This window comes from Pseudomonas sp. 05L36 (assembly GCF_056398125.1).
Map to the genome: position 1 here is coordinate 118,849 of NZ_JBFTOU010000008.1, position 14,872 is coordinate 133,720.

Sequence of the window (14,872 nt, forward strand, 5' to 3'; positions counted from 1 at the left end):
CACAGGGATTTGCGGTGGGTCAGGGAGAACTCACCACTCGGCAAAACTGCCATCGGCATGGCGCCAGATCGGGTTGCGCCAGCGGTGGCCGATGGCCGCGCGTTCGATCACGTATTCCTCGTTGATCTCGATACCCAGGCCCGGGCCGTTCGGGATCTTCACGAAGCCCTGGTCGTAGTCGAACACCCGTGGGTCTTTGACGTAGTCGAGCAGGTCGTTGCTCTCGTTGTAATGGATGCCCAGGCTCTGTTCCTGGATGAACGCGTTGTAGCAGGCCGCGTCCAGTTGCAGGCACGCCGCCAGCGCAATCGGGCCCAGCGGGCAATGCAGCGCCAGCGCCACGTCGTAGGCTTCGGCCATGTTGGCGATCTTGCGGGTTTCGGTGATGCCACCGGCGTGGGACGCATCCGGCTGGATGATGTCGACGTAGCCTTCGCTGAGCACACGCTTGAAATCCCAGCGCGAGAACAGCCGTTCACCCAAAGCGATCGGCGTGCTGGTCAGCGGCGCCAGCTCTTTCAGCGCTTCGTAGTTTTCGCTGAGCACCGGCTCTTCGATGAACATCAGCTTGTACGGGTCAAGCTCCTTCATCAGCACCTTGGCCATGGGCTTGTGCACCCGGCCATGGAAGTCCACGCCGATGCCGACGTTCGGGCCGACGGCATCGCGCACGGCAGCGACGTTGGCCAGGGCCTGGTCGACCTTGTCGAACGTATCGAGGAATTGCAGTTCTTCGGTGCCGTTCATTTTCACCGCGGTAAAACCACGCTCGACCGCTTCCTTCGCCGCACGCGCGGTATCCGCCGGACGGTCGCCGCCGATCCACGAATACACACGAATCTTGTCCCGCACCTGACCACCCAGCAGGTCGCTGACCGACACGCCCAGCGCCTTGCCCTTGATGTCCCACAAGGCCTGGTCGATACCGGCCAGGGCGCTCATGTGGATTGCGCCGCCGCGGTAGAAACCGCCGCGATAGAGCACGGTCCAGATGTCTTCGATGTTGCGCGGGTCTTTGCCGATCAGGTAGTCGGACAATTCTTCAACGGCAGCGGCGACGGTGTGGGCGCGGCCTTCGACCACGGGCTCACCCCAACCGGTGACGCCCTCGTCGGTTTCGACCTTGAGGAAGCACCAGCGCGGCGGAACGATGAAGGTGGTCAGTTTGGTGATTTTCATCTTTTGGCTCTCTTATTAGATGCAGCGCGCTCGGCGCTCAAAGAAGTCTTAGCGAAGGGCTTTCCAGGCAGCGACGTACGCCTTGGCATTGGCCGCCACTTGTTCCGCCGTCATGCCCGGTTTGAACAGACCGGAGCCGAGGCCGAAACCTTTGACGCCAGCGTCGATAAACACCTGCATGTTGTCCGGCGTGATGCCGCCGACCGGCGCCAGAATCGTTCCCGCCGGCAGCACTGCCAGCCAGGCTTTGACGACCGCCGGCCCCATCTGCTCGGCCGGGAACATCTTCAGCACATCCGCTCCTTCAGCCAGTGCCGCGAAGGCTTCGGTCGGCGTGGCGACACCCGGCGACAGGTAAAGCCCCGCCGCTTTCGCCGCGCGCAAGACCTTCGGATCGCTATGGGGCATGACGATCACCTGGCCGCCCGCGGCTTTCACTTGCTCCACCTGCTCCGGCGTCAACACCGTGCCGGCACCGATCAGGCAATCGGCGGGCAAGGTACTGCGCAGGATGCGGATACTTTCGTACGGCTCAGGGGAATTGAGCGGCACTTCGATGACGCGAAATCCGGCGGCGTACAGGACTTCGCCGATGGCCGCCGCTTCCTGCGGGCGCAGGCCACGCAGGATCGCGATCAGGCCGTTTTGCGCCAGGGCTTGTTTGAGCATGTCAGGACTCCAGTCAGGTTTAACGGGATGCGGTGCACGTGACCAGGCCGGCAGCCAGCGCCAGTTGCCACAATCCGCGTTCGGTGGCCTGTTCGGCCAGGGTCACCCGGGCAAAACCGCAGGCGTCGAGCGCGCGGCTGTAGCGGGCACAGAGTTGGGTGTTGCCGATGAGGATGATCGAAGGCAGGTGCACGCTGTTGCGCCGGCGCCGCTGGACGTTGGCCAGGGCTGCCAACTCGTGGCCGATCAACAGGCCGGACAGGTAGTCCGCCTGGGCGGTGGCGCTCAATTCGCCGGTCAGCCCGAGACTGCGGGCGCTGAACATCGTCGACAGCGGACCGGTTTCACCGCCCGCCGACAACGCGACCTGCACGCCGCGATCAAACGCATCGCCATCGAAGGACCCGCCACGCTGCTGGGTGCGTCCGAGAATGCTGTGCTCGCTGAGCACGGCGAAGACTTCGCCGGTCATGAACGTATCGAAATGCACGATGCAGCCGTCGGCCACTTCCACCCATTTCGAATGGCTGCCCGGCAGGCCGATCAGCAGATCAGCACCCGCCTCGCTCGTCAGGTTTTGCAGCACGCCGAGCACCTGGGTTTCTTCGCCGCGCATCACGTTCGGCAGAGGCGAACGCTCGATGACGCCTGGCACGATGTGCACATCGATGCCGCGCAGGCTGCGCACGGTTTGCAGGGAAGTACCGAGCGTGGCGACGTTCGCCGGCGTGTCGCGGTAGGCCGCTTCGCACCAGCCCTGGGCGCTGCCGACCATGCCGCAGGCAATCACCGGCAAATCCGGCTGGGCATCGAGCCAGTCACCGCAAGCCTCATCGAATGCCAGTTCAAAACCATCGGCGCATTCCCGGCCGCCAATGATTCGCGGCGCTTTCGGCAGCTGCATGATCCCCGACGACAGCGAACGCTGTTCGAGGACCAAGCCACCTTCAGCCAGTTTGTAAGCACGTAATGAGGTTGTCCCCCAGTCGAGCGCGATCAATTGCGCCTGCATCGCTTCACCTGTTTTGGTTTTTGGCAGTGAGTGAGCGGGACTATAAACCCTGGCGTTGCAAAATCTCAATATATAAATATCAATCCCATATTGTGAGACGGCACAAAAAAAGATCGCAGCCTTCGGCAGCTCCTACAGGGAAACGCGAATTCCTGCGTAGGAGCTGCCGAAGGCTGCGATCTTTTAAGAAGTTTCAGTTACCGGATGCGAAATCCCGCAACACCGCTCCATCCATCCGATACCGAACCCACTCCTCCTGCGGCTGCGCGCCCAGGGATTTGTAGAATTCGATGGCCGGGGTATTCCACTCCAGCACGCTCCACTCGAAACGACCGCAGTCGTTGGCGCAGGCGATTTTTGCCAGATGTCGCAGCAGGGTCTTGCCCGCACCACCGCCGCGCTGTTGCGGGGTGATGTAGAGGTCTTCGAGGTACAGGCAATTGCTGCCCAGCCAGGTGGAATAGCTGAAGAAGAACACCGCGAAACCGATGGGTGCACCGTCGCGCAGGCAGATCAGGCCATGGGCGGTGGCGCCTTCGCTGAACAGGCTGCGCTCGATATCGGCAACGCTGGCGATGACTTCATGGCGGGCACGTTCGTAGTCGGCCAGTTCAGTGATGAACGCGAGGATTTGCGGTGCGTCACTGGGGGTCGCCGGGCGGATTTCGATCGTCATGGACGTGCCTTGTCAAAAGTGGAAAACGCCATACTAAGTCGGCGCGGTACTTGTGGCGAGGGAGCAAGCTCCCTCGCCACAAAAGCTGAATCACCACAACAGTGCAGATGCTTTACTCCGGCCAACACTAACCTTGGAATCGATAACCTCGGACCTAACATTCGGGCACTGCGTGGTTAGATAGATGCGCTGCTCATTTAGCCGGTCAAGGAACCGCGTCATGTCTACCGCAACCCCCCCTGTCTCAAGCAAGTTGTTCGGCCTGTTTTGCCTCGCCAGTTACCTGTTGTCGTTGTCCTACGGTTCGACGTTTTTGCTGTCGTTGCTGATCGGCTCTCGCGGCGGTAACGAACACGACGCCGGCAGTGTGATTTCGGCGGCGATGCTCAGCACCTTTGCGGCGGTGATTGTTTCCGGTCATTTGTCCGACTTGCTCGGTGCCGCCCGATCGGTGGCGCTGTTCGGTGTATTGCTGATAGCGGCCAGCCTGGGCTTCGCCCTGACCCCGGGCTTCGGTCATCTGCTGTTGTTTTTCGGGCTGCTGCTGGGCCTGGGCTGGGGCGTGTTCTACACCCTCGGGCCGATCATCGTGGCGAGTCTGGTGACACCCGCGCAGCGCGCCAGATACTTCGCCCTGCTGTCGGGCAGCATGATGACCGGGATCGGTAGCGGCCCATTGCTCGGTCGCGCGGCGAGTGCACTCGGTTATCCGGTGACGGCGGCGTTTTACCTGGCGGCGCTGGCCAGCCTGATCGGCGTATTGCTGTTCTGGCGCCTGGATCGACAACTGAAACCGGCGCCCGCGCAATCTGGCAGCGTGTCGCGGATTTCCTGGCGCGCAGCGGCTCAGGTGCTGTCGTCCAGGGCCGTGTTCCCGATCATCATGGTCGGTCTCGGCGGCTGCGTGTTCGGTGGTCTGTCGAGCTTTCAAACCAGTTATGCCGCGGCGCGCTCGCTCGACTATTCGTTGTTCTTCCTCGGCTTCATGAGCGCGGCGATCAGCGGCCGCATGCTGGTTGCCGGTTTCGTGGTCAAGCGCGATCCATTCCGTGCATCGTGCGTGCTTTCGGGGTTGATGCTGGCATCGATCGTGATGTTCGGTTTTGTCGTCGACAGCAGCTTCAGCTACGTGCTCGCGGCGGCGATGCTCGGGATCGGTTACGGCCTGACCTACTCGGTGATCAACGGTCTGGCCGCCAATGAAGCGCCGAACGGCACCACTGCGCAATCCTTGCTGCTGTTCAGCCTGTCGTACTTCATCGGCGTGTTCGGCTTTCCCTTGCTGGCAGGGAAAATCATCGTCGAGCAAGGCATGGCCACGCTATTGCTCACGGTGCTGGCGGTGGCTGCGCTCAACTGGATGATCACCGTGGGCCGCTTGATCTGGCGTAGAGCCACAGCGGTCGGGGCATTGGAGCAGGCCTGAGCCGTTCGTCGCTAACAATGCACCCATCCGGATCGAAGGCGGACTAATCAGGTAAGGACTCTACCCGTTGGAGACAACACCATGATCCTGTCCAGGTTGAATGCCCTCGCCCTCGCCGCCCTGCTGTCTTCTGCCGCGTTCGCCGGGACCATCGGCTCGAGCACCGGCCCGACCAACCCGGTTGAAAAGCCCAGGGCACCGGCGATCCAGAGTGCTCCAGGCATGAACACCGATGGCACGACGATCGACCACAACCTCCCGCCTGCCACCGGCACCGACCCGCGAACCCAGGGCAATGACATGGATCGTCAGGGCGGGACTAATCTGCCGGACAAAAAAAAGCCCGGCAGTGGTGGCCTCGGTTCAAGCACCACCGAGGACGAGGAAAGCAATATGAGCCAGTAATGAAGCCAGGAGAAATCCCATGCCTCGTGGAAGTAAAACCAAATACACGGCCGAGCAAAAACGCAAGGCGCAACACATCGAAGACAGTTACGAAAGCAAAGGCCTTTCAAAGAACGAAGCCGAAGCCCGCGCTTGGGCGACAGTGAATAAACAGTCCGGCGGCGGCGAACGGGCCGGTGGGTCGGGGCGCAAGAAACCGGCCAGTGCAAAGTCGGCAGATCGCAAGGAGTCGGCGCGTCGAGCGGTGGCCACTCGTGAGGGGCACTCACGCGATAGCGCTGTATCCAGAGAGGCCCAGACGGTCGATAGTTTGAGGAAGGAAGCACGAGCGAAGGACATTCCCGGGCGGTCCTCGATGCGCAAGCAAGAGCTGATCGAAGCGTTGCGCAAGGCGGGTTAAGACCAACTGTTTTGTGTCGAAGCGGATGCCCTCATCGCGGGCAAGCCCGCTCCCACAGGGGACCGCGTTCGTCTGAACAACCCGGTCAACTGTGGGAGCGAACTTGCTCCCACAGGTGTAATGGGCGTCAGCGTTGTTTCAGGCGGTCAATGACGACAGCCAACAGCAGAATCGAACCCCGAATCACATACTGATAAAACGTATCGATGTTCTTCAGGTTCATCGCATTCTCGATGATCGCCAGAATCAGCACCCCGGCGATCACGTGCCGGATCATGCCGATCCCGCCACTCAACGACACCCCGCCCAGCACGCAGGCCGAGATCACCGTCAGCTCGAAACCCTGACCGATCATCGGTTGTCCGGAGGTCATGCGCGATGCCAGGATTACCCCGGCCAACGCACCGATCACGCCATGCACGGCAAAGATGATGATCTTGGTCCGGTCGACATTCACACCGGCCAGCAACGCCGCTTCCTGGTTGCCGCCAATGGCCATGGTGTTGCGCCCGTAGGTGGTGTAGTTCAGCAGCCAGCCGAAGAACAGGAAGCAGATGATGGTGATCAGGATTGGCACCGGCACGCCGAACAACTGGCCGTTACCGAACACAAAGAACGATTCCTGGGACACCCCCACCGCTTTACCGTTGGCGAAGATGTAGGCCAGGCCGCGTACGATTTGCATGGTCGCCAGCGTGGTGATCAGCGCGTTGACTCGCAGCTTGGCAATCACGATGCCGTTGATCAGCCCGACGACCAGGCCCATCACCAGCGCCGCACAGACTCCGAGAAACACGCTGTCGGTGTCGCGCATCACCACCGCCGCGACTACTCCGGCGCAGGCAATCACAGAGCCCACCGACAAGTCGAAATGCCCGGACGCCAGGCAATACAACATGGTGCACGCCGCGATCCCGGTGGTGGAAATCGCCAGGCCCAGGCCACGCATGTTCAGCGGCGAAAGGAAGTTGTCGATCATCAGGGTACAGAGCACGAAGATTCCGACGGCGGCCAGCAGCATTACCCAGTCATCGAGAAAACGCCGCATATCCAGGGGTTTGCGCGTGGTCGGCAGGGTGTTGTCTTGGGTTGTCATCATAGTCACCTCTCAGTTCGCCACGCCGTCGTCGCGTTGGCGCGGCAAAGCCAGTTGCAGCAGGTTGGATTCGTTGGCCTGTTCGCGGCTCAGCTCGCCACGCAGGGCGCCTTCGCACAGCACCAGGATGCGGTCGGAAATGCCCATGACTTCCATCAAGTCGCTGGACACCACAATCACCGCGATCCCCTCGGCCGCCAGGTTATGGATGATCTGGTAGATCTCGGCCTTGGCACCGATGTCGATGCCGCGGGTGGGTTCGTCGAGCAGCAGCACTTTCATCGGCATCGACAGCCAGCGGCCGAGAATGGCCTTCTGCTGATTACCGCCGGAAAGAAACCTGATCTGCTGCCCGGCGTGGGGCGTTTTCACCTTGAGCGCCTTGATCTGCTGGTCGGCGTTGTCCTTCTCCCACAGCCCGCGCAACAGGCAACCGAAGGTGGAGTTGGCGCCGCGGGCGCTGATGTTGATGTTCTCGGCGACGCTGGCCAGCGGCAGGATGCCTTCCTTCTTGCGGTCCTCGGGGCACAACAGGACCCCGGCGGCAATCGCGTCCCGGGGTGAACGCAGCTTCAGTTCATGGCCACGAAGTTTCAGCTGTCCGGCGCTGTGGCGCGCCAGGCCGCTGAGCAAGCGCAACAGCTCGGTGCGACCGGCACCGACCAGCCCGAACAGCCCGAGGATTTCGCCCTTGTGCACCTCGAAACTCACCGGCTCACGCAACCCCGGCCCAAGCAAACCGTCGACCTTGAGCGCCACGGCGCCGCGCTGACGGGGGCGGTAATCGTAGATGTCCTGAATGTCACGACCGACCATGCAGGTGACCAGTTGATCGTGGGTCAACTGGCCCATGTCCTCGAACGTGCGCACGTATCGCCCGTCCTTGAACACCGTCACAGCATCACAAATGCGAAACACCTCTTCCATGCGATGGGACACGTAGAGCACCACTTTGCCCTCGTCCCGCAGCCGGCCGATGATCGCCATCAAACGCTCGATCTCCCGCGCCGAAAGGCTGCTGGTGGGTTCGTCGAAGGCAATCACATGGGCGCCACGGGACAAGGCCTTGGCGATTTCCACCAATTGCCGCTGGCCGAGGGACAGGCGCCCGACTTTCTCTTGCGGGTCGATTTCATCGGCCAGGCCTTTGAGACAGGCCAGTGCCTGCTGGCGCAGGGCACCGCGGTTGATCAAGCCGAAACTGGCCGGCAGATGCCCGAGAAACAGGTTCTCCGCCACGGTCATTTCCGGCACCAGATGCAGCTCCTGATGGATCACCGCGACGCCACTGCCGATGCTGTCGGCGGTGGACTTGAAGTCCATCGCCCGCTCGCCGATCTGCAAGGCACCGCTGCTGGGCGTATAGGCCCCGCCGAGGATTTTCAGCAGCGTCGACTTGCCGGCACCGTTCTCGCCCATCAAGGCATGAACCTGCCCCGGATGGGCGACGAAGCTGATGTTGTCCAGCGCCTTCACACCGGGAAAGGTCTTGCCGATCCCGTTGAAGCGCAAGCTGCCGCTGTGTTGTTGTGTATTTGTTTGCGCGTGCATAACCCACCTCTTCAAACCGGTCAGGCAGCCCCGTCGCCGAGACCGCCGCTGAAATCAAACGGTCGTCAGTTCCACAGGCCGATCTTTTCCAGTTCCTGCTTGAAGTTGTCGCGGGTGATCAGCGTCACGTCGTCCATGGCGGTGAATTTCGCCGGTTCAGTGCCGGTGGTGACCCACTCGTACATCATGCTCGCGGTGTTGTAGCCCTCGATGTGCGGGCTTGGCAGCATCGAGCCGTAGAAGCCGCTGTCGGGTTTCTTCAGCTCGCCGATGGCGTCGGTACCGTTGATACCGATGCCGATCACGTTGGCCGCAGCGAAACCGGCGCTCTCGGTGGCGCGCACGCCGCCGAGGACGGTGTTGTCGTTCATGCCACCAATGATCAGGTTCTTCGCCGCACCCGGCAGTTTCACCAGGGCGGAGTTGGTGGCGTCCATGCTGCCTGGTACGTCGAGGGTCTTGAGGGCCGCGAACAGGATGTGGTCTTTCGGCATGCCGGCGTCTTCGAGTGCCTTGACCGAGCCGTCGGTGCGCTTCTTGCCAGTGTCGAGTTCGTTGTAGGTGTTGATCACCGCATAGGTGTCTTTCCAGTCCCAGCCGCGCTTCTTCGCCTCGGTGGCCATGGCATTGCCCTGCTTCTGGCCGACTTCGAACGCGGCCATGCCGAGGTACGGCACATCCTCCATGAACTTGCCGCTGGCATCGACGAAACGGTCATCGACGGCAATCACCTTCAGCCCGTTGAGTTTGGCCTTGGCCATGATCGCAGGTCCCAGGGACACGTCCGGCGGGCAGATCACGAAGCCTTTGGCGCCGTTGGCCGCGAGGCTGTCGATGGCAGAAAGGGTTTTCTCACCGTCCGGCACGGCGATCTTGATCAGGGTGAAGCCCTTCTCTTTCCCGGCCTTTTCGGCAAAGGCCCATTCGGTCTGGAACCAGGGTTCTTCCGCTTGCTTGACCAGAAAACCGATTTTCACTTGCTCGGCCGCCAGCAGCGTGCTGCTCAGGCTGACCGCCGAGACCGCCAACGCGGCACAGCAAAGGGAACGGATAGCATGACGACGATTCATAAGCTGACTCCTTGTTATTGTTCTTGAGCGTTCTTTGAAAGCGTTCTTTGTAAACAAAGGACGGTAAAACCGTACTGCCAATAGTCATATCGTATGATGATTGTATTTCAGACGTAGTAATGCGCCTGAAAGCCCGATGACTCAGTCGTGGTACATCACCGAGCGCCCGCCATCGATAGTGATGCACGAGGCATTGATGAACGGCGCTTCATCGCTGGCCAGGAACACGGCGGTCATTGCCACTTCGATCGGCTGACCGATCCGACGCGGCGGGTGCAGGTCAAACGCGCGCTGGCGTTCGGCGTGGGGGTCGGCGAAACCGTTCCAGTAATCGATGTTGATCTGGGTTTCGATATAGCCCGGCGCGATGGCATTGACGCGGATGCCCTTGGCCGCATATTCGATGCCCAGCGCGCGGGTCAGGCCGAGCAGGCCATGCTTGGCCACCGGGTACGGGAAGCAGCCCGGAATGATGTGGGAGGAATGGGTGGAGGCAATGTTGATGATGCTGCCGATGCCCTGCTCGATCATCTGTGGCAGCACCGCCTTGCAACCGTACCAGGCGCCATCGAGGTCGATGGCAAAGCAGCGATGCCAGTCTTCTTCGGTCATTTCCAGCGGGTCACGGAATACGTTGACCCCGGCGCAGTTGACCAGCACGTCGATCCGGCCATGCAGGTCAATCGCCAGCCGGGCCATGGCGTGCAGATCCTGTTGACGCGACACGTCGGCCTTGGTCGCCACCACATCGGCGCCTTTGTCTCGCCAATGTGCTGCGACTTTCTCGACTTTCTCGGCCTGAATGTCACTGATGATCAGCCTGGCCTGCTGGGACGCGAAGGTCGCCACAATCGCTTCGCCGATACCCTGGGCGGCACCGGTCAGCAACACGACCTTGTTTTTCAGGCGTTCGCCCTTGGGCGGTTCGGGCACCGGTGGCAATGACAGTGGTTCAGCCATGGATCAAGACTCCTGTTCGAAGACACGACGAAAACCGGGCATCTGTCGATGTCCGGTCAAAAGGCGCTGGGTAGGAAACAGGTGAATGCGAAAACGTTTCAGCTCGGAAACGCTCTGAGGCACAGGCTCCGCAAGGGAGCACGGGGGAACTTCGCTGCATCACTTCACCTGTTTTGTTTTTTTGAGTGTGAGTGCATGTAACCGGTGAGGCCGACTATAAACCCGGCCCGCGACAAATCTCAATATATATATTTGCATCCCATACTATGGGATTTACCCAGCAAAACGCGTGCATTGCTTTCCAGGCACATCCACCGGAATCGACAACACGGCCCCATCCAACGGATGGCCCAGTGGACTAGCTGCGCTGGTGATGTACAGGGTTTTCAGGTCTGCACCACCAAACACGCAACTGGTGGGACGACTGATCGGCAATTCGATGATCCGATCGACTTTGCCGCCAGGGCTCAACCTGAGCAGGCAGCTGCCGTCCCAACGGGCATTCCAGATAAAACCTTCGGCATCCATCGCCGAACCGTCCGGGCCGCCACGTTCGTGCGGACCAAACCAGAGCTGCGGCGCATCGAGGGCTCCGTCGGTACGGATGAAATGTCGATACAAGGTGCCGTCGAGGCTGTCGCCGAAATACACGGTGGTGGCGTCATCGCTCCACAACAGCGTGTTGGGAATGCCCAGGTTACGCAGCAGCGGCGCGACCCGCCCGGCGCGATCGATGCGCAACAGTCCACCGGAACGGCGGACGATGGGCAGGTCTTCACCGTGTTCTCCGATGTTGTTTTGCATGGTGCCGAGCCAGAGCTGGCCCTGGGCGTCGCAGCGGGCTTCGTTGGGGCGGTTGCCCGGTTGCGGATCGGCCACGCAGAACAATGTCAGGCGCGGTTCCAGGCCAGGAGAGTCGAGATCGAGCCGATAAACCCCACTGCTCAATGTCACCAGCGCATCGCCGCTTTCGCAGGGAATGAAGGACGACACATGCTCCGGCATCTGCCAGATCTGCACATTGGAGCCGATCAACCGCAACGCCTGTTTACCCGCGATATCCACCCAATACAGCGTCTGGGTCGGCGCATCCCAGAACGGGCCTTCACCCAGTTTCGCCCGATGCCCGGTAACCGCCGTCAACGTCATGAAACCTCCTGCAGGGTTCTTGTTTTCATGTGGGGATTTTCGTTGTCAGCTGGCCTTTTTATCGGCCATGACTTGCGGGTAGTAGCGTTTGATCGCCAGGTCCGCGTTATCGATCAGGGTCATGCAGGCCCAGACACCCCGGGCGGTATCACGGGCCGCGATAGCCTCGGCCAGGTCCCGGTGAATCGGCAAGGTGCGGCGCAGTTCATCCGGGTCGGCGGCGGACACTTCAAAGGCCACCGCCAGCAACGCGCCGAGGGCGGGAACCATTTGCTCGATGAATTGATTGTGGCTGGCAGCGAGGATGCACTCGTGGAAGAGCTGGTCGGCACGGTTGTAATCGATGCCGCTGTCCACAGCCTGTTCCAGCGCGTTGCAGGCCAGCAGGATCGCGTTCACCTGTTCGCCGGTTGCACGCTCGCAGGCCCAGCGCACGGCCATCGGTTCGATGGTACGGCGCAGGTCGAGCAGATCGTCGACGAAGTTTTCCGGCAAGCCGCTGCGCGACAACCAGCCGACGACTTGTGGATCGAAGAGGTTCCAGCGCCGCACCGGCAACACCCGCGTGCCGACCTTCGGGCCGACTTCGAGCATGCCTTTGGCAACCAGGGTCTTGATCGCTTCACGGATGACCGTGCGGCTTACACCAAGTTGTTCGCCGAGGTCGGCTTCGACCTTGAGTGACTCACCCGGCTTGACCTGCCCCGTGGCGAGCCAGCATCCCAGCCAATCAACGGTCGAAGCATGAAAGCTGCTGGACATGGACACCTCAAAGCCGTATGTGATGGAAGCTCACGCTAATCATCATACGATTGGATGTCAAATAAAAAAGATCGCAGCCTGCGGCAGCTCCTACAGGGAAATGTGGACTCCTGTAGGAGCTGCCGCAGGCTGCGATCTTTTCAAGGCTCAAGACCGATGGGGAAGAACTCGCCGCCACTCCAGACACCGAGCCAGCGCTGGCCGTCGATCTCGCGGCTCACCGCCAGCTCCACCAATTGATAGAACACGTTGCGATGGATCAAGGCTTCAATATTGCTGCGCACATGCACATAAGGGGCCGGTTCCTGCGTTACCGGATCGATGACCACGCGCATCGGATGCTCGGCACCGGCCTCGGTGGTTTCATCGACGTTGGTGGTAAAGCGCAACACCTGCGCCTCGCCCTCGCCTTCCACGTCCACCGCAATCGCCACGAACGGCGCATCGTCGACCTTGATGCCGACCTTTTCGACCGGCGTGATCAGGAAATAATCATCGCCGTCGCGGCGAATGACGGTGGAGAACAGCTTGACCATCGGCTTGCGCCCGATCGGCGTGCCCAGGTAATACCAGGTGCCGTCGCGGGCGATGCGCATGTCGATGTCGCCGCAGAAATCGGGATTCCACAGGTGCACCGGCGGCAAGCCTTTGGTCTTGGGGATTTGCCCCAGCAGGTCGTTGGCTTTTTGCGGGCCACTCATGGTGTTCTCCTTGAAATTACTGGTCGCTGAGCCCCAGCAGGCTGCGCGCATATTGTTCCAGCGGCGGGCCCATCAGGTCTTCGGGTTTTTTATCGTGGAACGTCAGTAAACCGCCACGACTCTTGATGGTCGCAGTATCAATCAAATACTGGGTGCTGGTCTCGATCAACATGATCTGAATCATACCGCTGTCGATGCCGAGACGATCCAGGGCTTCCTGATCCAGCCACTCGTCCGAGTTGCCGATACGGTCGTCAGACTTGGCAAATCGGGTGTAGAGCAGATAGTGCGCACCGGCGGCACGGGCTTCGCCCATGGCATGGTCGAGGCCTTGGGGCGTACGGGCACGGCGGACCATCGGGAAGTATTCGACGAAGCCATCGAACGCGACTTCGGCAATCACGTTGGGCCGTGGGTAAACGGAGCTGCCCGCAGGCATGAAAGCGCCTTGGGCGATGTAGACGAACGAGTCCGGCTGAATGCGCAGATTGTTTACGCGACGACTGTCGCTGTGATCGAGTAACCCCGCATCGCTCATATGGTAACGAGTCCCTTCGGCCATATCGCTGACGTTCATGCAGCCACCAAGTGCCAAAACGGCCAGCAGCAAAACCAGGCTACGCATCCTATCCTCCCAGAGGCCGGTGTCGGAAAACCGGCGAATGGCCGTAGGATGCAGCTTTTGCGCCAGCTCATGAGCATTGTTGACTTATCTATAGCCATCGCGAGCAAGCTCGCTCCTACAAGGATTTACGCAAAACCTTGTGGGAGCGTGGCTTGCCCGCGATGAGGCCGGTTCAACCGCCGATAATCTTCATGACAGTCGCGCCACCAGAGAACGCCACTTCCTGCTTGTCGCCCAAGGCCTTCACCAGAAGCCTCTGCAAGGCCGGCAGCGCCTGGTGGCGCGGCTTGTCCAGCAGGTCGCCGATGTAATGGCGATTACTCGACGACAGGCAGCCATGCAGCCACCCGGTGGACGACAAGCGCAGTCGCGAGCAGGTACGGCAGAACGGCACACTTTCGTTGGCGATCACGCCGAAATAGCCTTGCCCCGGAATTTCATAGCGCACCGCTGTCGCATCGACGGGCGCATCCGCCTGCAGATACTCGTAGCGCTCGCCGATCAGGCTCAGCAATTGCTGGAGGCTGACGAACTGTTGCAGAAAAGCATTGGAATCGTTGGCCAGGTGGCCCATGCGCATCAGCTCGATGAAGCGCAGTTCATAACCGCGCTCCAGGCAGTAGTCGAGCAGCGGCATCACCTGATCAAGGTTCTGCCCGCGCAGCGGTACCATGTTGACCTTGATCTTCATGCCGGCCGCACTGGCCTCGTTCATGCCGTCGAGCACGGTGGCCAGGTCGCCGCCCCGGGCAATGGTGCGGAACGCACTGGCGTCGAGAGTATCGAGGGAAACGTTGAGGCGCCGAATGCCGGCGTTCACCAGCAGTGGCAGTTTCTTCGCCAGCAACTGGCCATTGGTAGTCAGGCTGATATCTTCCAGGCCCATCTGCCCGACCGCCGTCATGAACGCTTCGAGTTTCGGGCTGACCAGCGGCTCGCCGCCGGTAATGCGCAGACGCTCGATCCCCGCCGCTTCAATCAGATAAGCCACACCGCGCGCCATGGCTTCGGCCGACAACTCATCCTGCGCAGCCACCAGCCGCTTGCCGTTGGGCACACAGTAGGTACAGGCGTAATTGCAGGCTGAGGTCAGACTGATTCGCAAGTTGCGAAAACGCCTGCCTTGACGGTCAACGATCATGGTCACTCCGGCGGAAGAATATCGGGCCGCTAAAACTTGACCCAGAAATC

16 protein-coding genes are annotated in these 14,872 nt (G+C 60.9%); 3 read left to right on the top strand and 13 right to left on the bottom strand.

The features are described 5' to 3' along the window. Positions 1–30: 30 nt before the first annotated feature. The 4 genes from dgoD to AC1DKH_RS11425 all read right to left on the bottom strand — a co-directional run bounded on the left by dgoD (position 31) and on the right by AC1DKH_RS11425 (position 3,536). Positions 31–1,179 carry a galactonate dehydratase gene (gene dgoD, locus AC1DKH_RS11410; RefSeq protein WP_007977010.1) on the bottom strand — a complete coding sequence of 383 codons (1,149 nt, stop codon included), beginning with the start codon at positions 1,177–1,179 and terminating at the stop codon, positions 31–33. Positions 1,180–1,227: 48 nt separating this feature from the next. Beyond that, positions 1,228–1,848: a 2-dehydro-3-deoxy-6-phosphogalactonate aldolase gene (locus AC1DKH_RS11415; protein ID WP_477753727.1), complete on the bottom strand. Its 621-nt coding sequence runs from the start codon at positions 1,846–1,848 to the stop codon at positions 1,228–1,230. 19 nt (positions 1,849–1,867) lie between these two features. After that, positions 1,868–2,860, bottom strand: a complete 993-nt coding sequence (locus tag AC1DKH_RS11420) for a 2-dehydro-3-deoxygalactonokinase (RefSeq protein ID WP_477798202.1) — start codon at positions 2,858–2,860, stop codon at positions 1,868–1,870. Positions 2,861–3,053: 193 nt separating this feature from the next. Further along, entirely contained in the window at positions 3,054–3,536 is a 483-nt protein-coding gene (locus tag AC1DKH_RS11425) for an N-acetyltransferase family protein (protein WP_477759903.1), read from the bottom strand. Positions 3,537–3,756: 220 nt separating this feature from the next. On the opposite strand from AC1DKH_RS11425, the gene AC1DKH_RS11430 reads away from it, so the two are divergent. The 3 genes from AC1DKH_RS11430 (at position 3,757) to AC1DKH_RS11440 (ending at position 5,767) form a co-directional block, all read left to right on the top strand. Further along, positions 3,757–4,962, top strand: a complete 1,206-nt coding sequence (locus tag AC1DKH_RS11430; RefSeq protein ID WP_477798203.1) for an MFS transporter — start codon at positions 3,757–3,759, stop codon at positions 4,960–4,962. A gap of 81 nt (positions 4,963–5,043) precedes the next feature. Beyond that, a complete protein-coding gene (locus AC1DKH_RS11435; protein ID WP_477798204.1) occupies positions 5,044–5,367 on the top strand; it encodes a hypothetical protein in 324 nt (107 codons plus the stop codon). Positions 5,368–5,386: 19 nt separating this feature from the next. Continuing rightward, positions 5,387–5,767, top strand: a complete 381-nt coding sequence (locus tag AC1DKH_RS11440; RefSeq protein WP_477798205.1) for a Rho termination factor N-terminal domain-containing protein — start codon at positions 5,387–5,389, stop codon at positions 5,765–5,767. Between the two features lie 127 nt (positions 5,768–5,894). On the opposite strand, the gene araH is transcribed toward AC1DKH_RS11440, so the two are convergent. The 9 genes from araH to AC1DKH_RS11485 form a co-directional block, all read right to left on the bottom strand. Then, a complete protein-coding gene (gene araH, locus AC1DKH_RS11445; protein ID WP_477798206.1) occupies positions 5,895–6,863 on the bottom strand; it encodes an L-arabinose ABC transporter permease AraH in 969 nt (322 codons plus the stop codon). Positions 6,864–6,875: 12 nt separating this feature from the next. Further along, entirely contained in the window at positions 6,876–8,414 is a 1,539-nt protein-coding gene (gene araG / locus AC1DKH_RS11450) for an L-arabinose ABC transporter ATP-binding protein AraG (RefSeq protein WP_477798207.1), read from the bottom strand. Positions 8,415–8,479: 65 nt separating this feature from the next. Continuing rightward, entirely contained in the window at positions 8,480–9,484 is a 1,005-nt protein-coding gene (locus tag AC1DKH_RS11455; RefSeq protein WP_223459570.1) for a substrate-binding domain-containing protein, read from the bottom strand. 141 nt (positions 9,485–9,625) lie between these two features. Further along, positions 9,626–10,444 (bottom strand): SDR family oxidoreductase, encoded by an 819-nt coding sequence (locus AC1DKH_RS11460; RefSeq protein ID WP_477798208.1) that lies wholly within the window; start codon positions 10,442–10,444, stop codon positions 9,626–9,628. Positions 10,445–10,717: 273 nt separating this feature from the next. Next, positions 10,718–11,593, bottom strand: coding sequence for an SMP-30/gluconolactonase/LRE family protein (locus tag AC1DKH_RS11465; RefSeq protein ID WP_477798209.1), 876 nt, complete (start codon positions 11,591–11,593; stop codon positions 10,718–10,720). A gap of 45 nt (positions 11,594–11,638) precedes the next feature. After that, positions 11,639–12,355, bottom strand: a complete 717-nt coding sequence (locus AC1DKH_RS11470) for a FadR/GntR family transcriptional regulator (RefSeq protein WP_477753737.1) — start codon at positions 12,353–12,355, stop codon at positions 11,639–11,641. A gap of 140 nt (positions 12,356–12,495) precedes the next feature. Continuing rightward, positions 12,496–13,056: a DUF1285 domain-containing protein gene (locus AC1DKH_RS11475; RefSeq protein ID WP_477798210.1), complete on the bottom strand. Its 561-nt coding sequence runs from the start codon at positions 13,054–13,056 to the stop codon at positions 12,496–12,498. Between the two features lie 16 nt (positions 13,057–13,072). After that, the gene (locus AC1DKH_RS11480) at positions 13,073–13,681 is read right to left on the bottom strand and encodes a DUF4823 domain-containing protein (protein WP_477753739.1); all 609 of its coding nucleotides are present in this window, start codon (positions 13,679–13,681) and stop codon (positions 13,073–13,075) included. A 172-nt stretch (positions 13,682–13,853) separates the two neighbouring features. After that, on the bottom strand, positions 13,854–14,822 hold the full coding sequence (locus AC1DKH_RS11485; RefSeq protein ID WP_477798211.1) for a GTP 3',8-cyclase MoaA: 969 nt from the start codon (positions 14,820–14,822) through the stop codon (positions 13,854–13,856). Positions 14,823–14,872 lie beyond the last annotated feature (50 nt).